Here is a 23544-nt window from a genome sequence, read left to right on the forward strand (position 1 = left end):
CGTCCTCTCCTCCTCTTTGCTAGCAAAACTCTCTTTGCTTGAATCGCTGCGGTTCGTCGAACCGATCTACCCCTGTCCCCGGCCCGACACCTAGAATCTCGGGTGAACTGTCGCCACCAAAGGGGATTGCATGGATGCATGAACGGACCCAGCGAGCCGTTGCTCGGTTGTTGTTCGTTTTCTGCTGCGCGGTCCCGTCCGATCGTCTTCCTCTCGATCCTGGTGACCTGGACGTCGTGGTACCAGTCCCGCAAGTTGGCCGAGTTGACTCACCACCTTGGCTTGCAAACGGGATTGGTGTTTCAAGTCGACCGTTGCCAGCGGATCGCCCCGGGCAAGTATGTGTTGGAGAACGTGCGGGTCAGCGATCCGGATACGCGTCAACATGTCGTGACGGTTCGATTGATCGATTACTTTCACGGCAGCGATCGCGTGTCGATGTGGCTGCATCAACCGGAATTTCAGTCGGCCGGTCTGGGCCATGCTTGGACGATGCTGCATGACCGTCTGATCAGCCGTCCGGCGCAGACGGTGCTACCGATTCGGATCGACGCGACGGACGTCAGCATTCTCAGCCGCGCCGGATCGATGCCGCCGATGGACGTTTCGGCAACGATCACCCCGGAAGGCGAGAGCGTGCGGCTGATCGCCCGGGCGGAGAATTCCGCCCGCAAGATCGGCCCGCGAATCCGGGTCGAACTGTTTCGCGATCGTGACCGCGAGGTTCCGGCGACCGAATTGGTACTGTCGACCGACGGTACCGCCCTGCCCTGCTCGGCGCTGGCCGAGTACGCGCCGGCGATCGAGCACCTCGGTCCGACGGCAGAATTCAGCGGCGTGATCGCCTGCCGGCAAACAGCCCATGGCTGGTCGTATGACCTGGGTTCGTCTTCATTGACAAAGCTCAGCCTGAACGACTTGACCGACCATCTTCCGCACCGGGTGATCGGCCAAGCGGAATTGCATTTCCGTCGTTGCGTGATCCACCCGGGCGAATCGGTGAATCTGAACGGCACGTTGAAATCGACCAAGCCCGCAAACCTGCGGATCAAAACCCCGCTGCTGACGGCAATGCGGGACCACTTGGCGATGGCGGTCGACGAGCGAGAGTTAGTTCCCAATCCGAACGGCATCGAATGCGAGCTGGCGCTCGATTTCGACATTCGCGATGAAACGATGACGCTGACCGGCATCGGAGACAACGTCGTGCTGTATTCGCGAGGCCGCCCGATCGCCGCGCCGCCGGCCCAGCGGATCGATGCCGCCCGGATCACTGCGATGCTGGCACCGCCGAGTCGCTGGATGGCGGCCTGGAACTCGGTCCTGTTACCGTCCTCACCGGCCGCCGCCTCCGACGGCCTCCCCTCGGCGGCGTTTCGCAACGTCCGAAACCTCGACGGCGACGCCTCGATCCGTCAGCGGTAGAGACGCCCGGCGTCCACGGTATCTCTGGGGATCTCGATTGTGCCGGCAGCCTTTGGCAACCGATCTAGATTCTCTCCCTCTGGGAGAGACGGCGTTTGCGCAGCAAGCAAATGCCAGAGAGGGCCCACGCCGCGAGCGTCTGGGCGCCTTCCGCGACGATCAAATCCGCCACGTCTACAATTGACATCCCGGAGGGATCACAGCGAGTAGCCGGAGGTCAGCGCAGCGCCACCTCCGGATGGCTTTCGCTCTAAAGGTGTTAGCGGAACGGCACGAGCGGGCTGTCGATTTAGTCGGGATCTGCTGAGTCAATGGTGAGCCGCTGGCCGTAAGGCCTCGGGCAGCGTCGCAATGCCCGGCCGCTTACGCGTCGCGGCTCACAAAATCGACAGCCCGCGAGCCCTCCGGTTGCGCTTCAAAAATACCGTGAAAGACCGGAGGGCTCGCGCCCTACCGCTAACAAAAACACCCCGCTTGGCGTCAAAGTAGATGGCATTGGGCTGACACCACCGGCAGACACTCTACCGGCCCTCCGGGCCTGCAAGACATCGCAAGTCAATTGAGTGCCTCCCACTGATTAGATAGCAGCCGCCTTGCCCATCGATTGCGGAGGCATGCAGTGGGTGGCACGAGCCCGAACCTGAGACGGGGATGGCAGCACGATCAGGGGCAGAATGATGGAGTAGCCGTCTGATCCTGGGTCTACGATCGGAGCGGCCGGGACATCATTGTCGCCCCGTATCATTCTGCCACTTCAAACCATTCTGTCATCCCGCTATCACGCATGGCGCGCTGCAACTCGTTTTCCGGGTCGCGGACCACCAGGTTGCGTTCGCACTTGAGCCTCCCGCTTGCCCCCATCGTACGGTCATCCCTGCGCCGTAGGATCCCGGAGAGCGGCCGATCACCGACCGACATCGCCCGTTCGAATGCGCGACGGGGCGACACCCATTCGTTTGCTGCTATAAAACGAATCCACTCTCTCGACCTTCACGCTGGGAACCTTGTGCGATGAGTGACACCCCGCTGGACCTTGCCTCGCTGCTGGCGATCGCAGACGACCACTTCGACGACGATGCCGATGCGGCGATTGAGATCGCCAAGGCGCTGCTGCAGCGATCGCGTGCCCTACAAACCCCTCAGGAACGTCATCAACAAGCCGAATTGGATCGGATGATCAGTCGCCCCGGTGACAAAGCAACGCTGGTCGAGATGACCGACCAGGCGTTTCGCACGCACAGCCCCGCACGTGTGGCCGATCAGTTGACCCACATCTTGGACGTCCAGGGTGTGCCGCGTTTTTTCAGTCCGCTGGAACAAACCATGCTCCGCGGGTTCCAAACCTTCGGCGGCTATCTGCCCGGCGTCGCGGTGCCGCTGGTCAAGGACAAGATGCGGCAGGAAACGGCCAACGTGATCCTGCCGGCGGAGGAGCAACCGCTGCGCGAGCACTTGGCCGCGCGTCAGGATTCCGGCGTGCTGATGAACGTCAATTTTTTGGGTGAGTCGTTGTTGGGGGAAGACGACGCCAACGCCAGGCTGCAAAACTATCTGCGCGCGTTGCAGATCCCCGAGATCGCTTGCATCAGCGTCAAACTCTCGACCCTGTTGAGCCAAATTTCGACGATCGCACGTCGCCACACCGTCGCGGTCGTGTCGGATCGACTGGAGTTGCTGTATCGCGCCGCGGCGCGGGAACGATTCACCCGCGCCGACGGAACCGTCAGTTCCAAGTTCGTCTATCTGGACATGGAGGAATACCGCGACCTGCATCTGACCGCCGACGCGTTCACCGAAACACTCGCCCGCCCGGGGCTGGAACAGGTGCGTGCCGGCATCGCCCTGCAAGCCTACATCCCCGATTCCTTCAACGTGCTGACCAACCTGATCGAGTGGTCGGCCGAACGGGTTCGCAGTGGTGGCGTTCCGATTACCGTGCGACTGGTCAAGGGTGCCAACATGGAAATGGAACGCGTCGAAGCGTCCGTGGGCGGATGGCCACAGACCCCTTACACGCAGAAGACGCAGACCGACGCGAACTTTAAACGCATGCTGCGCTCGATGATCCGAGCCGCCGCCGAAGGCCATCTGATCATCGGTGTCGCCTCGCACAACCTGTTCGACATTGCCCTGGCGATGCGCTGGGGTTACCGCACCAAACGACGCGGTGTCGAGACAAACCACGCGTTGCAAGCGACGGTGTTGGACCGGATGCAATTCGAAATGCTCGAAGGGATGGCCAATCATCAGCGCCGCGCCCTGTTTGAATCCGCTCCCCGAATGCTGCTTTATGCCCCTGCCTGTCGCCGCGAAGATTTCATCAACGCGATCGGCTACCTGATCCGCCGTTTGGATGAGAACACAGGCAACGACAACTTCTTGCGTTATTCGTTCCGGCTTTCACCCGACTCCGACACTTGGAACCGGCTTGCCGAAGGCTTTCGCGAATCACTGGCAATGATCGACAGCGTTGCGAAGGTTCCTCGTCGGACCCAAGACCGACGAACGCCCCCCGGCCAACCGGCGGCCGCGTCGAATTGGAGGTCCTACGTCAACGAACCGGACACCGATTGGGCGCTGACCCAGCACAGCGAGTGGGCCGAATCGATCGTGGACCAATGGAAGCCGCGCTGCGACGATGCCGCCGAACACGTCCCGCTCCGCGTGGCCGGCCAGACCCGCGCGCCAGATGCAACGCCCGGTTCAACCGACGCTCCCCACGGTCGTGTGCTGCGCGAATCCATGGACCCGTCGCGACCCGGTCACGTGGCCTGCCGGTTTACCGAAGCGACGGCGCAAGATGTCGACGATGCGATCGGCTGCGCCAGCGACGATCCGGCCGATTGGCGACAGATGTCTTGGGACGCTCGCTACGAACTGTTTCGCAAGGCCGCGCAGAACATGCGAGCGCGGCGCGGTGAACTGATCGGCGCAATGATGATCGATGGCGGAAAATTAATCTCCGAAGCCGATCCGGAAGTCAGCGAGGCGATCGATTTCACCGAATTTTACCCGTTGACCGTCCGGCCTTACCTCCAGCGCGCCGGACAACAAAGCAGCCCGTTTTCGGCCTCGCCGCGCGGGACCGTCGCCGTGATCAGTCCTTGGAATTTCCCACTGGCAATCCCCTGTGGCGGCGTCGTTGCGGCACTCGCAGCGGGCAACACCGTGATATTAAAACCCGCCAGCAATACCGTTTTGCCGGCTTACCGACTGGCGAAGTGTTTTTGGGACGCCGGTGTTCCCGAAACCGCGCTGCAACTGGTCCCGTGTAGCGGCTCCGGTGCGGGCAAACGGTTGGTCGACGATCCGCGAATCGACGCGGTGATCCTGACCGGCGGCACCGAGACGGCGCAAACGATGCTGCGTCAGCGGCCCGAATTGCAGCTGATCGCGGAGACCGGCGGCAAGAACGCGACGATCGTGACCTCGCTGTCGGATCGCGACCTGGCAATCAAACATCTCTTGCACAGCGCCTTCAGTCACTCGGGTCAAAAATGCAGCGCGACGTCGTTGCTGTTGCTCGATCAAGAACTCTACAACGATGCCGACTTTCGAAACACGCTGGCCGATGCCGCCGAAAGCTTGCCGGTCGGTTCGGCCTGGGACCTGTCCTCACGTGTCGGTCCCTTGATTCGCCCACCCAGCGGCGTGCTGGAACAAGGCATCAAGGAATTGGAATCCGGTGAAGAGTGGCTGGTGATGCCACGCCGGGTCGGCGACAACCGCCAGTTATATCGACCGGGAATCAAATGGAACGTGCGGCGTGGAAGTTTTACGCATCGCACCGAATTGTTCGGTCCCGTGCTGGGCGTGATGTCCTTCACCCGACTTGAAGAAGCGATCGAGATGGTCAATGCGACCGGCTACGGTCTGACCAGCGGGCTGGAGAGTTTGGACGACCGTGAGCAACGGCTTTGGCGAGACAACATCCGCGCCGGCAACTTGTACATCAACCGTCCCACGACGGGCGCCATCGTCTTGCGACAACCCTTCGGCGGAATCGGCAGCAGCGGTTATGGCCCCGGCGCCAAAGCCGGTGGCCCGCACTACGTGCTGCCGCTGATGCGATTCGAAAACACCGACTCCACACCGCCAAGCGAGGATCAGCACGACGACGCGAAGCCGACGATGGCTTCCGAAACCACGTCGGTCGACGACGCTTTCAATGCGATCGCCGCGCCCGATGCAGGCGTGACCGACATCGACCGTGTGACGCGATTCGCAACGTCCGCCAAACGGGTCGCCGGGCAGTTGACCGGAGCGATGCACGATCACGTGCGATTGGTCGGCCAAGACAATTGGCGGCGTTATCTACCGGTGGGACAACTTCGCGTCCGGCTGCAGGGAGACGCAACCGCAGACGACTTGGCCGTTTCCATGCTGGCCGCGGCGGCGGCGAATTGTCCGGTGACCTACTCGCTGTGCGACGAATCCTCCGATTTGGTCCCAACCTTGGAAACCATTTCCGAACACCTGATCGAGAACGCCGTCACGCCGTGGCGATGCGAATGGGTGCAAGAATCCGATGAGGCGTTGGCGGAAGAAATCTCCGACGGCCGCGTCGATCGTCTCCGCTTGTTGACCGCGACGAAGCAACTGCCGTCACTCGTGCACGACGCCTGCCGACAGGCATTCATCAGCATCCTCGCGGAAACGGTGGTCGATGATGCGGAGATTGAGATGCTGCGTTACCTCAACGAACAATCGATCTCCCACGACTACCACCGCTACGGCAACCTCGGCCGCCGACAACCGGTGGCGTAAGCTTCCAGCTTGCGATCCGTGGCGTAAGCTTCCAGCTTGCGATGGGACTACCTGGCAAACAGAGTGCTGACGCACTCTGGATGGCAAGCAGGATGCTTACCCCACTTTGCGCCATGCAAACAAACCCGCGATCAAAAACGCGAACTGCGTCGCCATGAAGATCGTCAGCCACATCAGCACACCCTGGGTGAAGCCGTAGCTGTGCAATCCGATCCCCAGTTCGTTGGTCCCGAACCAGCTCCACGCGGTGACGATGTTCCCGCCGATGGAGAGGATCGCAAAGCCACGCGCCTTGACCATGCCGTCCCAGCGGGCGTGCAGCATCAACGCGTTCCAAATCACGATCAGCAATGCGCCGTTTTCTTTTGGGTCCCAGCCCCAGAACCGGCCCCAACTGTCATCGGCCCACAACCCGCCGAGGATGGTTCCGACGGTGCTGAACAGAATCCCGAAGCACGCCGCGCCATAGATCATGCGGTACAGCGAACGCCCGGCGCGTTCTTCGGCGCCGATCCAGTTACTGATCAGATAGCCGATCCCCAGCATGCCCGCCACCATCGTGGCGACGTAGCCCAGCGAAACGCTGATCACGTGGGTCGCCAACCAAAACTGGGTATCCAACACGGCTTGCAAGACAGGCATCGTGTCGCCACTGCTGAGTCCTCTGGCGACCAACAGGGAAAGTGTTCCGGCGGTCGCGGCGACCAGGTTCCCGAATCCCAATCGGAAGATTCGATCGATCACCAGACCGCCCAAGACGGCGGCCCAACCGATGAACACGGCGGAGGAGTAAATGTTAATGACCGGCGCCCGACCGGTGATATAGATCCGGCTCAGGATCGCGACCGAGTGAATCAGTGCCGCGACCAGTAACACGCCCCACGTCGCGTTCCTCAAGCGGTGGTCGCCGATCGCCAAGAACAGCAACGCCATGATCATTCCGCCGATATACAAGATGGTCGAGCGGACCTCCGGTGAATTGGATTCCATCCAACGTTCCAGGGCGACTTTCTTGGCAGTCAGTCCGGGAATCGGATACGCGGCCGAGAGCGCCAGCTGGTCATCGACCGCTTGATTGAACGCTTCGTAATCTTTCTTCTCGTCGCTGTAGGACTCGATCATCCGGCTGAACGGATCCGAAGCCAGTTTGCGATCGGAGTCATCCGAAGGGCCCTTGGCGGCATCGGCGAAGAAGGCGGGTGCGAAGGCTGACCAATCGGGATCGCTGACGGCGTCGGTCGCCTCGTCCTTTGTCGGGGGAACGATTCGTGCGGTCGGCATACTCTGGATCGACGCCATCCGCCGCTGCAATTCATCGATTGCGAATCGTCGCACCATCTCTTCGGTGATCCGTTCGGGCAAGTTGTCGGTCGGAATTTCCGGCGGACGCGGCAACTGGAATGCCTCGGCGGTCAACATGTATTGACGTGTTCGACGATCCAGCTCAAGCAGCTTCTTTTCCTTGAACGACAACGCCGCTTCGTCTTTGCCGCGGGCCGCCTTGATCAGCGCGTCGGCCTTGGGCCACTCGGCCAACAGTTCATCGAGCGAATACAGACGACTCTCTCGGCGATCCAATTTCAATTGGCTCCGCACCTCTTCCGCATCGACACGGAACATCGGCAAATACTTCAGCGCCGGATCGTCGATCGCGACTTCCATCAACCACTGGATCGCGGGCATGGATTTCTTGTCGACGCGGCTCTTGATGGCCCCGGGAGCGTTTTCCATCGGCAGCGATTCTTTGTTGCTGATCGCCTTGAGCGTCTGGCGGGCAAAGGCATCCAGCGGCAAGACCCGGCCGCCGAACTGCGCGGGGATTTTGCCGGCAGTGTAGAAGTCATAGCCCTTGTCACGCGAATCGGGTTTCAGCGACGTCATCGCCGCCGACCACGGGACCAACATCATCAAAGCCAGCACGGCGGCGATGTTGAACGCGATCACGGCCGGTCGCGAGGAGGTCAGCACTTGTCGATCCTCTTGGCTCATCTCGGCCATCTCCTTGGCCCGTTCCCGTTCCCGACGTCCGACGAATCGTTTGAGGGTTCCGGTAAAGTGGGCCAGCATGCCGAGCGCCATGATGCTGCAGGCGACATAGGGAATCAGCCAACCGCTGTTGCGCACCACTTGCAGTCCCGTCAGTTCTTTTCCGCCGGGCAGTGGCGTGTAACTGGACTGGAAGAACGTTTCGCCACGGTAACGAAGCGGGTTGTTCATCCAAACCCGCTCGCGACGATCTTCGCCGGTTTCGGGGTCGATGATGCGAATGTAGGAACTGTAGTCGCGTGGCGTTTCGGTGCCGCTGTAGTTGCGACGTTGCACGTCTTCCAAGTGAACCCAATACGGCTTCACCTCGCGGTGGTACTTCAGCCCGATCTGATACTCCGTCTCGTTGATCGTGACTTCGTCATAAACATCCTTGGCCGTTCCGCCCGGAATCAAGGTTTCTCGATCGGACAACATCTGGCTGACCAGATGGGTGCCCAACGACTCGCCGGTCTCCTTGTCGATCAATTCGATGTAGCCCGCCGCCACGTTGACTTCCCCATCCGTTCCGCCACGCTTGCGGGCTTCGACGGCCTGGACTTCTAACCCGACGCCCTTGGTTGCCGGATTGCCGGTCGGCTTGGGATTGATCAGGTCGGAGTTTTGATAGAACGCGACCACCTTGACATCGGCCGGCAACGCATCGTTGCGGATCAGTTCGCCGGTGGACAACGCCTGGTTGATTTGCGGCCCGGGAATGGCCGTCACCATGTCTTCTTCTTCGCCGGGCACGATGAAGGTCAATTCCACCTTGTCCAGGTTGATCAGCGCGTTGGTCGATTCGCCTTCGACCAGACTGATCCGCTGTTCCAATTGCCGGTCACCGAAAGCGAATTGTCCGAACATCAACAGCCCGACGCCGAAGTGCAGCAACAGGTTTCCGCCCTGGCGTCCGAAGATCAACAAACACCCGACCAGCAAGATGACACCGGCACCGAGCCCCTTGGTCAATTGCCAAACGATCCGCAAGCCCGGATCACCGATCCGCGCGCCGCTGAAGAACGTGTACGCGATGACGCCTGCCACCAGCGCCGCGGTGATGTAACCGGTGACGCGTAGCGAACGATGTTTGACATTGGTCGACACGGCGGTCAAACCGATCGCAGCGGCGACCCCGATGCCCTGCACGACCGTCCAAAGGGATTCATACGAGATCGGCGGCGCGCCCTGCAATCCATCGCTGCTGTGCCCACTGGCGATGATCAAACCGGCGACGACAAATCCGGCCAGGATGAACACGATCCCCGCGGCCAGACGTCCGCCCGACGCCGACACCCGGAACCGCGTCGCTTTGGACGCGATCAAGTTCATCATCAGCAACACGCCGATCAACGCACCGCCGGGAAACGGAATGATGCCGCGGATCGGGTTGGCGTGTGGGAAAAACGCTTGGGGAAAGAAATCGTCAAAGTGCATCCAAGCGATCCAAGAAACGAAGTACCGTTCCTTGACGTCTTGCATGTTCATCTCGTCCTGGGCCAGCGTGCCGACCAAGACGATGATCAACGAGGCGGCGAATAGCCCGACGGTCAGCTTGAGCGAACCGAGCGCCGCAAGCACGTCGGCCGACGAGATCACGGTCGACTCTTCACGCTCATCAGGGAACTGGCCGGTCGGATTGGGAATGGTCGCCATTTGCTTACTTCTGTTTGTTTTGATTCAGCTGAATGAAGCCCTCGTTCCAAGGCTCTGCCTTGGAACGCACTGCGCCGGAGGCTCCGCCTCCGTCCACCGCGTGAGGCTGAGCCTCACCTTCCAATCGCGTTCCCAGGCGGAGCCTGGGAACGAGGTCCTGCTACTCGTTCCAATGGCTCTGCCTTGGAACGCACTGCGCCGGAGGCTCCGCCTCCGTCCACCGCGTGAGGCTGAGCCTCACCTCAATCGCGTTCCCAGGCGGAGCCTGGGAACGAGGTCCTGCTACTCGTTCCAAGGCTCTGCCTTGGAACGCACTGCGCCGGAGGCTCCGCCTCCGTCCACCGCGTGAGGCTGAGCCTCACCTTCCAATCGCGTTCCCAGGCGGAGCCTGGGAACGAGGTCCTGCTACTCGTTCCAAGGCTCTGCCTTGGAACGCACTGCGCCGGAGGCTCCGCCTCCGTCCACCGCGTGAGGCTGAGCCTCACCTCAATCGCGTTCCCAGGCGGAGCCTGGGAACGAGGTCCTGCTACTCGTTCCAATGGCTCTGCCTTGGAACGCACTGCGCCGGAGGCTCCGCCTCCGTCCACCGCGTGAGGCTGAGCCTCACCTTCCAATCGCGTTCCCAGGCGGAGCCTGGGAACGAGGTCCTGCTACTCGTTCCAATGGCTCTGCCTTGGAACGCACTGCGCCGGAGGCTCCGCCTCCGTCCACCGCGTGAGGCTGAGCCTCACCTTCCATCGCGTTCCCAGGCGGAGCCCGGGAACGAATTTCTAGAACGACAGCGAATCCAAGAACGCTCGCATCGCATCGGATTGCTCGGCGACGGTTTTCGGATCACCCGTCATTTTAATGAACTTGCTGCGTCCACTTTCCATTTCAACAATTGTCGCATCGATCGATTTCTGGCCTTTTTCGGCATCACCCGCGATGATAAACCGCTGTGCCGGACGACCGGAAACGTCGAATTTCTCGGCGCCGGCCATCATTTCATCGACCGCGGCCTCCTCGGGCGTTCCTCCGGCGACCTGCCCCATCCAGCGTGCGACGTTACTACGCAGGTCGCCGCCGGCCGTGATCACCGTGATTTCTGACTCGCCGACTTTGAACGCCGCTTCACGCATCCCGCCGGGCCGGACGTCCAATCGCTGCCAACCCTCGGGCGTCTCCGATTGGAGCGACGTTGGTGCCGGCGTGCCCTGCGGCGCGTTGCCGGTCGACGCGTTGATGGGAGGTCGAGCGGCCGGCGGCATGCCCATCGGGCCGGCGCCAGGCACCATGCCCATCGGAGCGGCCGTGGCGGCGCCGGGCTGACCCACCAGATCCACCCAGACGGCTTCGCCCTGAGCGGCGGCCACCTCAATCGGTTCGCCGCCGGACCATGTCTCGGTAGACGGGTCCAAGCCGACTTGGCCGCGCCAACGGTTCACGTTCTGCTGGACATAGTCGTTCCACGCCGTCTCATCCATTGTGCCGGGAGCCGACAGGTTGGAAATGCTCAAATCCAATTGCTTCTTGGGCGTGTTGATATCAATCGTTGCGAATCGCATCGGCTTTTTTCCGCCGCGACGCCAGCCCTCGGGCAGCGCTTCCAGCACGGGTTCGTCGCGCGAATCGAATTGGACACTTTTGACAAACGATTGAAATTCTTCGTCGATCAGCGACACCGCGTCTTCGGGGCCGAGGATTTTAAAGAACCAGACTTTTTCGCCGCGGGGGACCATCACCGCCAGCAACCGATCCTTGCCCGGCAACAACTGCTCGGGGACCTTCTTGGGAATCTTGTAGGTGACGATTCCCTCCGGTTGTTCGCAGCCCCCGATCATCAGGGTCGCCAGCATCAGCGTCGCTAGCAGCAACGCCGCGGACATCCGCACCGGCAGAACGGCAAGCCGTCTTCGGATCCCGCCACCCTCGTGGCGTACTTTCTCTCTCAGATCCGGAATCATGGGCGCGTTCATAGCGGGGGCGGGCGGGAGGGTGAAGTCCGTCTCAGGTGGGAATGTGGCATCCGTACCTGGTTAGTATAGACGCGCCACCACCCTTCTTCGTACCCGCCAGGGCCAAAATGCGAGTCAGGAATCCCAGCCTCGGTTAGGAATCCCAGCCTCGGTCAGGAATCCCAGCCTCGGTCAGGAATCCCAGCCCATCAATCCGATCAGCGAATCGGTCAGGGCGCTGACCGGCGAGGAGATATCGTTGTAGGTCCACATGTTGCGAACCAGATCGGTCATCAGCATGCCGCCCAGGGAGAGCGTCAAGATGATGAACATCAGCGAGAGGCACTGCAGCAGCGAAAAGGGAACTTCGTAGCCCCCCATGCCGACCGCGGCGCCGACGGCAGGCGATTCGTCGACCTCGTCCAGCTCGATCGCTTCCCCACCGAGGGCTTCCCCTTCCATCCCGGCGGGCGATTCTTCAAACGCGTCAGCCCCCAGCGGTTCCGCATCGCTGAAACCTGCATCGGCAAATCCCGCGTCGTCGGCGAAGTCATCTTGAAAATCGACGGCCTCGCCGACCAGTTCCGAATCTTCGACTTCGATGACCTGTGAACTGCTTTCCAAATCCGCGTCCAATCCGACTCCGGATGGCGAAAGCTGGAATTCCTCGTCCGATCCCGCCCCGCTGCCTCCGGCGTTCTTGCCGCTGGATCCAGAAATCCCGCTGCCGTCGGTCAGCTCGGCACCCAGATCCAGCGCCGACAAACTGCTGCCGGCCAGATCCAGGGGCTCGCTCTCGAGTGACAATCCGCTGTCGCTGGGGCTCATCAGGTTGATTCCGCTGTCGCCGGCGACCGAAATATCACTGACGCTATCGAGCATCAAATCGGCATCGTCATCGGCGATCACCAAGTCATCGTCTTCATCCAAGGCGTCGTCCATCTCGTTGATCACGCTGGACCCGAGCCCGCTGCCCAAACCCGACGACGTCAACAGATTTTCGCTGTCGCCCGAAATCAGACCGCTGCCGCTGCCGGACTGTTCGGCGCCGAGCAGATCCAATTCGCTCAAGACGTCGGCACCGGACGATTTGAGTTGTTCCCCAGAATCCGGCGAATCGAGTTCATTCATCAGCTCCAGACTGCTCGCCCCGGCCGCCTTGACCTGCAGTTCATCCTCGGACAACGAATCCAAATCCAAGCTGTCCGAATCTTCGCCCAGCATCAAATCATCGCTGTCGTCTTCGGACAACGAGCCGGCGAAGGCAAATTCATCGTCCGAACTGGCGTCATCGGTGACGTCGACGTCACTGATCGAGATCTTGTCGGCCTCGGCTTGGATCTCGGCCTTGGCGACCGGCCCGGTGCTGCCTTCTTTGGGATCAATGGCGACGTCGATCGAATCGATGCTGTCGTCCATCAACGCCGGATCGTTCAGTTTTAATTCCGCCGAATCGATTTCCTGCAACGCGTTTTCGTCACTCTCAAACAGCGAATCCTGCTCCAGCTCGTCGCCCAGTTTGCCACTGTCCGAGGCCACCAAGGCGACGTCGCTGCCGTCTTCTTTGGAACCCGTCACCAAGTTCACGTCGCTGCCTTCGCCGGGCGTCTCCGAACCGATGCCCAAATCGCTGCCGTCACCATCGGCCGCCGCATCACCGCCGATCACGCTGCCCGATCCCGCGCCCGACTCGTCGACCAAAATCCCGGACCCGAATCCGTCCGCCAATTCGTCTGCCAAACGGTCGATTTCGGTGTCGGGGAACTTCCAACTGGAACCGTCACGAAAACCGCGGACTTGGCCTTGGCTGCGAAGTTCAACGAGGCGATCGGTGCTGATCCCTAGTTTTGCAGCAGCTTCTTCAAGTGACAGATAAGACATGGGCGAAGATTGATTCGAGCGGGGGGAGAAATATTGGGTCCAAAGGATGCCCCGTTTCCCTATCGCTCGGATCACCGGCAAACGCTACTTGACTGGACTGCCAAGAAGTCGGATTTGACCGGGAAGTGGCTTCGTCAGGTTGAGCGACAAGGAAAAGTCGGCATCGATCGGGCGGCTGCTGACCAAGCGGATCTGGCCCGACCTATCGATATGATACACGGCGATTTGCATTTTTCCGGTATGAACCAGCGTAATTGTTTGACTTCCCGAGCCGTCAAATCCGTTAAACCCGATCAACTCCCCCGCCGCAGCGACTTGCGGCCCGATTTCGCTGGCGGCGGGCTGCATCGTCGAGGCCCCCAAGCCGCGCACCGCCTGTCCGGGGGGCAGCCCGGTTTCATCACCACCGCCCCCCGCGTTTTCCGGCATCCCATAAGGCGATGGCTGGTCGGCAACGCCGCCGACGACTAAGGCGGCCAGCAGACCCAATCCCAGCAATCCGATTCGCCAATGCATCCTTGCAGTCTCCTAAAATAGATTCGTTCATCCGCCGTGCTTACCAATCCGCCGGCATCACTCGCAACCCAGAATCTGCCGCACGGCGTCGTGAAGCGAACCGTTGGTGCCCAACCCATCGCCCCCGCGGACCGTCGCGACGCCCTTCCAATCGGTGAATCGGCCTCCCGATTCCACCATCACCGGCAGGATCGCGGCCACATCCCAGGCATTGCACTCCGGATCGATCATCACGTCGGCCCGCCCCGTCGCGACCAACAGGTACCCGTAACCGTCACCCCACGTGCGGGTGATCCAGCACTCCCGTTCAATCCGTTTATAGCTGGCGGTTTCGTCGCGGGCGTCGAAGGAGTCCACTTGGCTGGTCACAAACACCGCTTGAGACAACTCGGTCCGCCCGGAAACCCGAGCCTGCGTCCAACCCTGCAGGGTTCCATCGATCGATCGCCGCTGGTGCCAGCATCCGTGTCCGAGCGCCGCGACCACCATTTCACCGAGTGCGGGAATGAAGATCACCCCGCCGATCGGCTGGCCATCTTTTTCCAAGGCCAGCAACGTCGAGTACAACGGCACGCCACACACAAACGACTTGGTGCCGTCGATCGGGTCGACCACCCAGCGATACCGGGACTGGCCGACGGTCTCGGCGAATTCTTCTCCCTGCACCGTGTCCTCAGGAAACGCCTCGGCGATCTTGTCGCGGACGAGCTGTTCGGCTTCCCGATCGGCGATCGTCACCGGCGAGTCGTCTTTCTTGGCATCGACACGCAGATCCCTCGTGCCGAAGTACTGCAACGTGTGCGTTCCGGCGGCGCGTGCGATCGAAACCATGGCCGAAAGCCGACCCGATTCCAGCGACGACCAGGCGTCCGGTCCAGTCAATTCCGTCGATTCCATGTTTGAATCCGTCATCGGTTTGTCGTTGCCTACTGGGTCAGATTGTCTACGAGGTCAGGTTGTCTGTTGGTCAGCTTGCCCGTCATCGCCGACCGCGGGACCGGCAAATTGCCCGGGAAAGAAACTTTGGTACAGCAGCATCCCGGCTCCGACGACCAACAGCGAATCGGCGATGTTGAAATTCGGCCAAGTCCACTGTTCGTTGATTCGCCACAGGATCCAATCGCGGACACCGCTGCGCCATTGGTCGGGGTAGCCGGTTTGCCACCAAAACCCCAGGCGATCGTAAAGATTGCCGATGATCCCGCCGCCGACCATCCCCAACGCCACGGTCAACCACAGCGACTCGGCGGCGCGGAACCAGAACAACCAGACCACGATGCCGATCGCCGCGACGACGCTCATGCCGGCAAAAAAGGTGCCCTGCCCTGCCCCGACGCCGAACACCGCGCCGATATTGACGGCCGTCTCGATCCCAAAGTACGGCTCCCAGACCCACCAGATGTCACTCTGGGTCGGCAGGCCTCGCCAGCGAAACACCGCGGCTTTGCTCCACAGATCCAGCCCCCCGCCGACCACTGCGATCGAGAGAAACAGGCCAAATCGGCCGACCAGCGACCGGCTGGCGGGTGTCACATCGCCGGAAAGCCCGGTTTCCGAGGGTTCCATGGTCGATTCTGCTTGATTCATCGTCGTTCTGCTGGCCCGGCGGGTGGCCGCCAGCGATCGGTGCGTGGGAGAGGTCGCGTGGGAGTGCGGGGCGCGCCTACACGGTAGAATCGTTTGCCCGGCTTGCCCAGGTCAACCTGCGCGAACCGCCGCCGCAATCCCAGCGGGACGCGTCAGCGACCGCCACGGGTTCACCCCGGCGGGCGACGCGCCACTGGCTGACCAGCTTGTCGAATTAACCGGGATCTGCCGAATCAATGGTGAGCCGCTGGCCGTAAGGCCTCGGGCAGGCGCTGAAATGCCCGGCCGCTTACGCGTCGCGGCTCACTCAATCGACAACCCGCTGACGCCGCGTGCGGAGATGCGTCATCCCTGCCACGCGGCTGCCCCAGGGGTTACATTGTTGCCGTGTCCCCATCGCAGCCGTCTTCCTTTTGAGATCCACGCCTCCATCATGTCCACTCCACTGAAAATTGCCGTCCACGGAGCTGCCGGTCGCATGGGTCGCCGAGTCGTCGCGTTGGCGTCGGAAGACAAAACGCTCCAGCTCGTTGCCGCGATCGAAAATGACCAGCACCCGTTGCTGGGCCAAGACGCTGGTGATCTGGCGGGCGTGGAAACCCTGGACGTCCCGCTGTCGTCCAAGTGGCCCAACGATGCCGACGTGGTGATCGATTTTTCTCTGCCCGAAGCGATCGATCGCTGCATCGAAAAATGCGAACTGCACGAAACCGCGCTGGTCGTCGCCACCACCGGAATGACCGACGCGCAAGTCGAACGGCTCAATGAAGCGTCCGAGAACATTCCGATCGTGTGGGCCCCCAGCATGTCGTTGGCCGTCAACCTGTCGATGAAACTCGCTCAGCAAATCACCGAAAAACTGCTCGATGTCCCTGGCGGTCTGGACATCGAGATCATCGAACGCCACCACCGTTACAAGGCCGACGCCCCGAGCGGAACGGCACTCAAATTCGGTGACCTGATCGCGGAAAAGCTGGGCGACGACACCAAACACGTGCACGGACGCGAAGGCCACACCGGCCAGCGCACCCGCAATGAAATCGGCTACCACGCCGTCCGCGTCGGCGACAATCCCGGTGAACACACCATCGTGTTCGGCATGCTGGGCGAACGGATCGAGTTGAACGTGGCCGCCAGCAGCCGCGATTGCTACGCCGCCGGTGCCCTGGCCGCCGCCAAATGGCTGAACGACAAACCGGAGGGCATGTACGACATGTTCGACGTGCTGGAGATGTAATGAAGTGTGACGAGGGTTATCGATGTGACGTCTGTGGCCAAGACGTGACCTCCATCGTCGACAGCGACTTGTACTTGCGGTATGTTATCGGCCAGCTCGACCCCGAAACCCTGCACACGACCGCCGAACGTCACCTCCGCTGCAATCCGGTCTTGGCCCAGTTCATCGACGACCCGCGATTTGAACCGCTGGTCGTCGACGGACCGATGGGACTGGCCAACCTGGACCCCGATTTCGTCGCCGAGCGCCGCGATTTGGTCACACGTGGCTTCCGACGGTTGCACGAAATCAACCACTGGCCCGGCGACCGAGACCTGACCCAGTACCCTCTGCCCGAGGCCATCGAAACCTACCGATCGGAGTAGAACCGAGCTGAGAAACGGTTTCCGCGCCCCACCGAAAGCGACGCGTCAGGCAACCGCAACTTCACGGGCAAAAACTGATTCGGGCCCCCTCGCAAAGAGGTCGTACAGTTTTTGAGACTTTGATCGTCAAGGATTTTCATCACTCTCCCCCTGGGAGAGTCGAGCGTAGCGAGGAGAGGGATTGCGTTGTTGCTTGGGGGCGCCCATCAAGAGTGAAGTGAACGCCGGGATCGACCGTTCGACCTCCCCTCGCTGCGCTCGACCCCATAGGCACCAAGTTAAGAAGTCACCCTCCCGTGTGCGGGAGGGTCGAGCGAAGCGAGGGGAGGGTTTCCGACATTGATGCTCCATCGTTGTTAGCAACTTTGGCTTCGCAACAACCCTCCCCGCGTCGTCGCACACTCCTCCGCGACCCTCCCAGAGGGAGGGTGACTACAACTTCGTTGATGAACGGATCGCTTAACTTGGTGCCTATGCCCCTCGCTGCGCTCGACCCTCCTGCCAGGAGGGTGACTTTCAAACTGCACCACCTCTGCCGGAGAGGGTGATGTTGGACGGATAGATACCAATGCCCCCTGGGAGGGCGACATCACCCTCGTTGACCTGGTATCGAAACAGCGACACCGTCGAGTGCCCATTCTGCCCCGCCGAGACGGCGCTGCTTCGCCGACGGCAAACCTTGTACATCGACCTGGCAAGGTGTAGTCTATCCAGAAGGGAATCACGTGCATTGCGGTTGTTTTCTGGCACGTGCTTCGATCAATCTTCTCCGCTTTCTGCCTCATCCCAGTCTCGCGACGGCACCTCGCCAGACTCGTCTGCTCACCGGATACATCATGACGCGACCAGCGATCCTTCTGCTTGCCTTGATCCTTGGTACGTCCGCGATCGCGGGATGCGGCAGATCGTCAACGATCGACAAACCCAGCGAGTCCGACACGATCGCATCGGGTTACGATGCGATGTCGGACGCCCAAAAGGCGGAATACGATCAAGAAATGGCGAAGCAAATGGAAAATTAGTTGGAGCGACGAGAGCCATTTGCTCGTCTAATAGAGATCTTATTCTTCTGTCTCGGTAACCTTGGAGTTTTCAATGCGAAGGTATTCGACACGTGCCGGCTTCACGCTGGTCGAACTGCTGGTGGTGATCGCCATCATCGGCATCCTTGTCGGACTGCTGCTGCCGGCCGTCCAAGCGGCGCGCGAAGCGGCGCGACGGATGAGTTGCAGCAACAACTTCAAGCAAATCGGTCTGGCACTTCACAACTACCACTCCGCCTATCAACGGCTACCGATGAACTACGGCGGCACCACGCCGGTCGCACCGCTGGCCAACGGCCCCGGCGCCGTGACGAGCTGGTGGGAAAGCAACAACTTCGGCAACCACGAACTGCTCAGCATCCTGGTTCCGCTGACGCCCTACATGGAACAGCAAGCGCTCTGGGAATCGATCAGCCAACCCTTCCCCATCACCACCCCGGTCGCGTTCACCTTTCCGGCAATGGGCCCGACCCCGACCCCCGGTACCGGGGCCGACCCGGCGCGGAACGGCTACGACCCGTGGTGGACCGACGTGCCCGCGTTCCGCTGCCCCAGCGACCCCGGCGAAGGACGGCCCGCGATGGGGCGTTCCAATTACGGCCCGCAATGCGGTGACAACCGCAGTCTGTCGTTTGGAGCAAAGGACCCTGGGCTGACGATCATCAATTCACTCGATGACCAAAACAGCAAGGTCAACCGGGGCTTCTTCGTGCCGCGCGAATTCACCCGCTTCCGCGACGTGCTCGACGGACTGTCCAACACCATGGCGATGGGCGAAATCGCCACCGACCTGAAAGACGGTGACAAACGAACCACCCCCGCGATCACGCTTTCGGGCTCGATCGCAATGAACCCCAACTACTGTGAAGAAAACTTCATCGACCCCGAAAACCCCACGTTCTGGCTGGACGCCGACGGAGTCATCTCCGGAAATTTTCCGGGTGACCAACCGCGGGCGGCCGGCTTCGGTGAAGGCCGAGGCTTTCGCTGGTGCGACGCCCGACCGATCTATCAAGAAGTCAACTGCATCCTGCCCCCGAACAAGGGACTGTGCACCAACTCGTTTGCGGAAAATGAAGCGATCGCGCCGCCGAGCAGCCGGCACCCCGGTGGCTGCCACATGCTGACCGGTGACGGTGCCGTCGTCTTCATCACCGACTCGGTCGAATCGGGCAACGCCAACGCCCCGCAACCCACCCCCGGCCTGGAAAGCCCCTACGGCTTGTGGGGCGCCCTCGGCACACGCTCCGGCAAAGAGGTCATCGCCGAATCCCTCAACCAGTAACGCGGGATCGGCTCCCGGCGAGCCCAATTTCCATCCACCCTGCCCGATGCACGTCGGGCAGGGTTTTTGATGCGCCAGCCCAACCGCCCCGGCCGGACGCGCGGTGAAGCATTTGTTAGCGGTAGGGCGCGAGCCCTCCGGTCTTTCACGGTGTTTTTGAAACGCAACCGGACGGTTCGCGGGCTGGCGTTTTAGTCGGGATCTGCTGAATCAATGGTGAGCCGCTGGCCGTAAGGCCCCGGGCAGCGTCGCAGTGCCCGGCCGCTTACGCGTCGCGGCTCACAAAAACGACAGCCCGCTCGCGCCGTTCCGCTAACTCCTTTGAAGCCAAAGTAAGTGACATCGGGCGTGCGCCCTGCCGCTAAAACCCTGTAGAACACAAGAAAGCAATGCTTCACTGCGTTGCCCAGCGGGACGCGTCAGCGAGCGGCGCGTGATCACCAGGCGAAAAACCGGCCTGATCCTGGCATCGATCGGATGCTAGAATCGGCCCGAACCCGCTCGACGCCTCGCCCAACCCCTTTGAACACCCGCCGTGAAAGAACCCTCCGACAAGCTGTTCAATGCCGGTTTCCTGGGTTTGATGGTGGCGCAGTTCTTCGGGGCGATGAATGACAACTTGCTAAAAGTCATCTTGGCGTTCGCCGTCGTTCGCGGCGTTTGGGAAGGCCGACTGGGCGACGGCGGCGAAGGCATCGTCAGCGTCTGCTTTACCTTGCCGTTTTTGCTGCTGTCGGGGTTCGCAGGCCAAATCGCCGATCGTTATTCCAAACGCACGGTCACATTGTGGGTCAAGATCGCCGAGATCCCGATCGCCCTGCTGGCCGGCATCGGGTTCTACTTCGAAAACCTTTACCTGGCGCTCCTGGCGCTGGTGGCGCTGACCTGCCAAAGCTCCTTCTTCGGCCCGGCAAAGTACGGCATGATCCCCGAGTTGGTCAGCGACAAGAACCTCAGTCGGGCCAACGGTTCGATCAACATGATGACCAACATCGCCGTGATCCTTGGCACCGTGATCGCCGGCTCGGCCAGCGTTCGCTATCACGGTGCGGAAGACGTGGCACGCGTCGCCTGGCTCCCCGGTGCGTTGTTTGTCGGCACCGCGATCCTCGGATTCGTCGCCAGCTTGCTGATCACCCGTCTGCAACCCGGGCAGCGTGACCTGAACATCAACTACAACCCGTTTGTGATCTACGTCGATACGATCAAAAAGATGGGCCGCACACGGTTGCTGACCGTGATGATGGCCTGGGGCTACTTTTACCTACTCGCCGGATTGGCCCTGTCGACATTGTTTCGCTATCCCGAAGTCCTCAGCGTGGGCGACGACGAAGCCAGCGTGCTGATGGGCGTGCTGGGCATTGCGATCGGTCTTGGCTGTGCCATCGCGGGATTCATCTCCGGCGACCGGATCGAACCCCGACTGACAACGATCGGCGCCGCAGGCCTGGTGATCTTCTTTTTCTTGCTGGCCGCCGTCCCGCCCTGGATGCCCGACGCGCGCCCGATGATCCGCGTCGCGCTCAGCAACGTTGCGTTCTTCATCTTCTTTGCCGGCTTCTTCGCCGGGTTTTACATCATCCCGCTCCAGGCCCTGCTGCAGAAACTTTCACCGGATGATGAACGCGGTCAATTCCTGGGGACCGCCAACGCCGTCTCCTTCGCCTTCATGACGGTCGCGGGCTTGCTGTACTGGGCCGTCATGTCGACGCCGGCGTTCAACAATCGCCCCCAACGCATGTTCTACGTCTCCAGCGGCCTGATGCTCGCCGGCTCGCTGTTCTTCCTCTGGAAGCTGCGCGGCACCGGCATCCTGATCGGATCCAAACCGAACGATCAACCGGACGGTTAGCCCGGTAGGTCACGCTGTGCGTGACGTCTGCGCGGTAGGTCACGCTGTGCGTGACACCTGCGCGGTAGGTCACGCTGTGCGTGACGTCTGCCCGGTAGGTCACGCTGTGCGTGACACCTGGCATGCACAGCATGCCCTACGGCAACTGAAGTACCTCATCGTAGGCCGCCCGCCACTGCAGACAGCCGACGCTGCCGACGGCAAAATCGCGACAAACCTGTGGCCGATGCTGATGATGGCGACACTGCTTGGTTTCCAGGTCCAACCAGGTGCACGGCCCGTCGAGCGCCCCATCGGTCGGCGCGACATGCTCGGTCATTTGCTGCAAGATTTCATCACGCAACGGTGACGGCATGGCGACCCAACGCGCCAAATCGGCCCGCGCGACCTGTGACAAAGACGCCACATCAATGGCCTGAACGTCGGCCAGTTGATGCACCGTCAAATTGAATGCGGGAAACCCCATGTGCAAACAGCACACGCCGCAACCTTCGCAATCGACGACCGGTAATTCACTCACTCGGCGACCGGAAGCCCGACCAATTGCTTGTCCTTGGCCATCTTGCGAATGTCCTCGGTGATCTTCATCGAGCAATACTTGGGTCCGCACATGCTGCAAAAGTGAGCGCTTTTGAAGGTGTCTTGCGGCAGCGTTTCGTCGTGGTACCGCTGCGCCGTTTCGGGGTCCAGCGAAAGGCGGAATTGTTCATTCCAATCGAATTCGAAGCGCGCCTTGCTCAACGCATCGTCACGATCTTGCGCCCCTTTGCGGCCGCGTGCCACGTCGGCGGCATGGGCGGAGATTTTGTAGGCGATCACGCCCTGTTTGACGTCTTCTTCGTTGGGCAACCCGAGGTGTTCCTTGGGCGTCACATAGCACAACATCGCCGCCCCGTGCCAACCCGCCATCGCAGCACCGATCGCGCTGGTGATGTGGTCGTAGCCGGGTGCGATGTCGGTCACCAACGGCCCCAACACATAGAACGGCGCGCCTTCACAAAGCTCCGCCTGTTTTTCCATGTTCATTTGAATCTGATGCATCGGCACGTGCCCCGGTCCTTCGACCATCACTTGCGTGCCGTTCTTTTTACCGCGTTTGGTCAGCTCACCCAGCACTTCCAGTTCCGCGAACTGGGCATCATCGGACGCATCGGCGATCGAACCGGGTCGCAATCCATCCCCCAAGGACCACGTGACGTCATACTCACGCATGATGTCACACAGATCATCAAAGGCATCGTAAAGCGGGTTTTGTTTGTTGTGCGACATCATCCATTTGGCGATCAAGGAACCGCCACGACTGACGATGCCGGTCACCCGATTGATGCTCAGGTGCAAATGCTCCAGCTTCACGCCACAGTGAATCGTCATGTAGTCGACACCCTGCTTGGCCTGGTGCTCGACCATGTCCAAGAAGTGCTGGGCATTCATGTCTTCGATGTTGCCGCCCAGTTCTTCGAGCATTTGATAGATCGGCACCGTTCCGATCGGCACCGGGCTCTTTTCGATGATCTGCCGGCGGATGTTGTCGATGTCCTTGCCGGTGGACAAATCCATCACGGTGTCGGCACCGAAGTGAACGGCCGTGTGAAGTTTTTCCAACTCTTCGCCGGCGTTGCTGGTCACGGCGCTGTTGCCGATGTTGGCGTTGATTTTGCACTTCGCCGCGACACCGATGCACATCGGCTCGAGCGCGCCGGCGGCATGAACCTTGTTGGCCGGAATGACCATGCGACCGGCAGCCACCTCGTCGCGAATCAATTCGACCGCCAGATCTTCGCGTTTTGCGCAAAACTCCATCTCCGGAGTGATCTCACCTGCCTGCGCCGCCAAAATCTGCGTTTTGCTCATCGATTTACTCCGATTGTCCCGCGCACGCGCGGTGAAAAGCTCTGAATTGGAGGCCCTGTTATACGCCCGAACCACGATTCAGAGTAGATCCCCCGTGGCGTAAGCTTCCAGCTTGCG

At 61.0% G+C, this 23544-nt stretch carries 15 protein-coding genes; 7 read left to right on the forward strand and 8 right to left on the reverse strand.

The window, feature by feature from the left end:
* The first annotated feature begins 138 nt into the window (after window positions 1-138).
* On the forward strand, window positions 139-1425 hold the full coding sequence (locus Enr13x_RS32285; protein WP_145391013.1) for a hypothetical protein: 1287 nt from the start codon (window positions 139-141) through the stop codon (window positions 1423-1425).
* Between the two features lie 1011 nt (window positions 1426-2436).
* Entirely contained in the window at window positions 2437-6192 is a 3756-nt protein-coding gene (locus tag Enr13x_RS32290) for a bifunctional proline dehydrogenase/L-glutamate gamma-semialdehyde dehydrogenase (protein WP_145391014.1), read from the forward strand.
* 96 nt (window positions 6193-6288) lie between these two features.
* Here the strand turns inward: Enr13x_RS32290 and ccsA are convergent, their stop codons facing one another.
* The 6 genes from ccsA to Enr13x_RS32320 form a co-directional block, all read right to left on the reverse strand.
* Complete coding sequence (ccsA, locus tag Enr13x_RS32295) at window positions 6289-9873, reverse strand: cytochrome c biogenesis protein (protein WP_145391015.1); 3585 nt, start codon at window positions 9871-9873, stop codon at window positions 6289-6291.
* A 770-nt stretch (window positions 9874-10643) separates the two neighbouring features.
* The gene (locus tag Enr13x_RS32300) at window positions 10644-11831 is read right to left on the reverse strand and encodes a hypothetical protein (RefSeq protein WP_231743908.1); all 1188 of its coding nucleotides are present in this window, start codon (window positions 11829-11831) and stop codon (window positions 10644-10646) included.
* 171 nt (window positions 11832-12002) lie between these two features.
* Window positions 12003-13691, reverse strand: a complete 1689-nt coding sequence (locus Enr13x_RS32305; RefSeq protein ID WP_145391016.1) for a helix-turn-helix domain-containing protein — start codon at window positions 13689-13691, stop codon at window positions 12003-12005.
* Window positions 13692-13775: 84 nt separating this feature from the next.
* On the reverse strand, window positions 13776-14207 hold the full coding sequence (locus tag Enr13x_RS32310; RefSeq protein WP_145391017.1) for a hypothetical protein: 432 nt from the start codon (window positions 14205-14207) through the stop codon (window positions 13776-13778).
* Window positions 14208-14264: 57 nt separating this feature from the next.
* Window positions 14265-15119 carry a histidinol-phosphatase gene (hisN, locus tag Enr13x_RS32315; RefSeq protein WP_390621050.1) on the reverse strand — a complete coding sequence of 285 codons (855 nt, stop codon included), beginning with the start codon at window positions 15117-15119 and terminating at the stop codon, window positions 14265-14267.
* Between the two features lie 39 nt (window positions 15120-15158).
* Complete coding sequence (locus Enr13x_RS32320; RefSeq protein ID WP_145391018.1) at window positions 15159-15794, reverse strand: signal peptidase II; 636 nt, start codon at window positions 15792-15794, stop codon at window positions 15159-15161.
* 433 nt (window positions 15795-16227) lie between these two features.
* On the opposite strand from Enr13x_RS32320, the gene dapB reads away from it, so the two are divergent.
* The 5 genes from dapB to Enr13x_RS32345 all read left to right on the forward strand — a co-directional run bounded on the left by dapB (window position 16228) and on the right by Enr13x_RS32345 (window position 21576).
* Window positions 16228-17031, forward strand: a complete 804-nt coding sequence (gene dapB / locus Enr13x_RS32325) for a 4-hydroxy-tetrahydrodipicolinate reductase (RefSeq protein ID WP_145391019.1) — start codon at window positions 16228-16230, stop codon at window positions 17029-17031.
* Window positions 17031-17396, forward strand: coding sequence for a hypothetical protein (locus Enr13x_RS32330; RefSeq protein ID WP_145391020.1), 366 nt, complete (start codon window positions 17031-17033; stop codon window positions 17394-17396). Before dapB ends, Enr13x_RS32330 begins: the two co-directional genes overlap by 1 nt.
* An 836-nt stretch (window positions 17397-18232) precedes the next feature.
* On the forward strand, window positions 18233-18418 hold the full coding sequence (locus tag Enr13x_RS32335; protein WP_145391021.1) for a hypothetical protein: 186 nt from the start codon (window positions 18233-18235) through the stop codon (window positions 18416-18418).
* Window positions 18419-18491: 73 nt separating this feature from the next.
* Window positions 18492-19724 (forward strand): DUF1559 domain-containing protein, encoded by a 1233-nt coding sequence (locus Enr13x_RS32340; protein WP_145391022.1) that lies wholly within the window; start codon window positions 18492-18494, stop codon window positions 19722-19724.
* A gap of 535 nt (window positions 19725-20259) precedes the next feature.
* Window positions 20260-21576, forward strand: a complete 1317-nt coding sequence (locus tag Enr13x_RS32345) for an MFS transporter (RefSeq protein WP_145391023.1) — start codon at window positions 20260-20262, stop codon at window positions 21574-21576.
* 136 nt (window positions 21577-21712) lie between these two features.
* Here Enr13x_RS32345 and Enr13x_RS32350 read toward each other — a convergent pair whose 3' ends face one another.
* Window positions 21713-22096 (reverse strand): YkgJ family cysteine cluster protein, encoded by a 384-nt coding sequence (locus Enr13x_RS32350; protein ID WP_145391024.1) that lies wholly within the window; start codon window positions 22094-22096, stop codon window positions 21713-21715.
* Window positions 22093-23502, reverse strand: coding sequence for a phosphomethylpyrimidine synthase ThiC (gene thiC, locus Enr13x_RS32355; RefSeq protein ID WP_261344161.1), 1410 nt, complete (start codon window positions 23500-23502; stop codon window positions 22093-22095). Before thiC ends, Enr13x_RS32350 begins: the two co-directional genes overlap by 4 nt.
* Window positions 23503-23544 lie beyond the last annotated feature (42 nt).

The sequence above is a fragment of the Stieleria neptunia genome (assembly GCF_007754155.1).
Classification (GTDB): domain Bacteria; phylum Planctomycetota; class Planctomycetia; order Pirellulales; family Pirellulaceae; genus Stieleria; species Stieleria neptunia.

Excerpts from the sequence above, each read along its gene's own strand:
- Enr13x_RS32320 (WP_145391018.1), bottom strand. The coding sequence starts at position 15,794 with ATGAATCAAGCAGAATCGACCATGGAACCCTCGGAAACCGGGCTTTCC.
- hisN (WP_390621050.1), bottom strand. The coding sequence starts at position 15,119 with ATGACGGATTCAAACATGGAATCGACGGAATTGACTGGACCGGACGCC.
- Enr13x_RS32305 (WP_145391016.1), bottom strand. The coding sequence starts at position 13,691 with ATGTCTTATCTGTCACTTGAAGAAGCTGCTGCAAAACTAGGGATCAGC.
- Enr13x_RS32290 (WP_145391014.1), top strand. The coding sequence starts at position 2,437 with ATGAGTGACACCCCGCTGGACCTTGCCTCGCTGCTGGCGATCGCAGAC.
- Enr13x_RS32340 (WP_145391022.1), top strand. The coding sequence starts at position 18,492 with ATGCGAAGGTATTCGACACGTGCCGGCTTCACGCTGGTCGAACTGCTG.
- ccsA (WP_145391015.1), bottom strand. The coding sequence starts at position 9,873 with ATGGCGACCATTCCCAATCCGACCGGCCAGTTCCCTGATGAGCGTGAA.
- dapB (WP_145391019.1), top strand. The coding sequence starts at position 16,228 with ATGTCCACTCCACTGAAAATTGCCGTCCACGGAGCTGCCGGTCGCATG.
- Enr13x_RS32335 (WP_145391021.1), top strand. The coding sequence starts at position 18,233 with ATGACGCGACCAGCGATCCTTCTGCTTGCCTTGATCCTTGGTACGTCC.
- Enr13x_RS32300 (WP_231743908.1), bottom strand. The coding sequence starts at position 11,831 with ATGAACGCGCCCATGATTCCGGATCTGAGAGAGAAAGTACGCCACGAG.
- Enr13x_RS32285 (WP_145391013.1), top strand. The coding sequence starts at position 139 with ATGAACGGACCCAGCGAGCCGTTGCTCGGTTGTTGTTCGTTTTCTGCT.
- Enr13x_RS32330 (WP_145391020.1), top strand. The coding sequence starts at position 17,031 with ATGAAGTGTGACGAGGGTTATCGATGTGACGTCTGTGGCCAAGACGTG.
- Enr13x_RS32310 (WP_145391017.1), bottom strand. The coding sequence starts at position 14,207 with ATGCATTGGCGAATCGGATTGCTGGGATTGGGTCTGCTGGCCGCCTTA.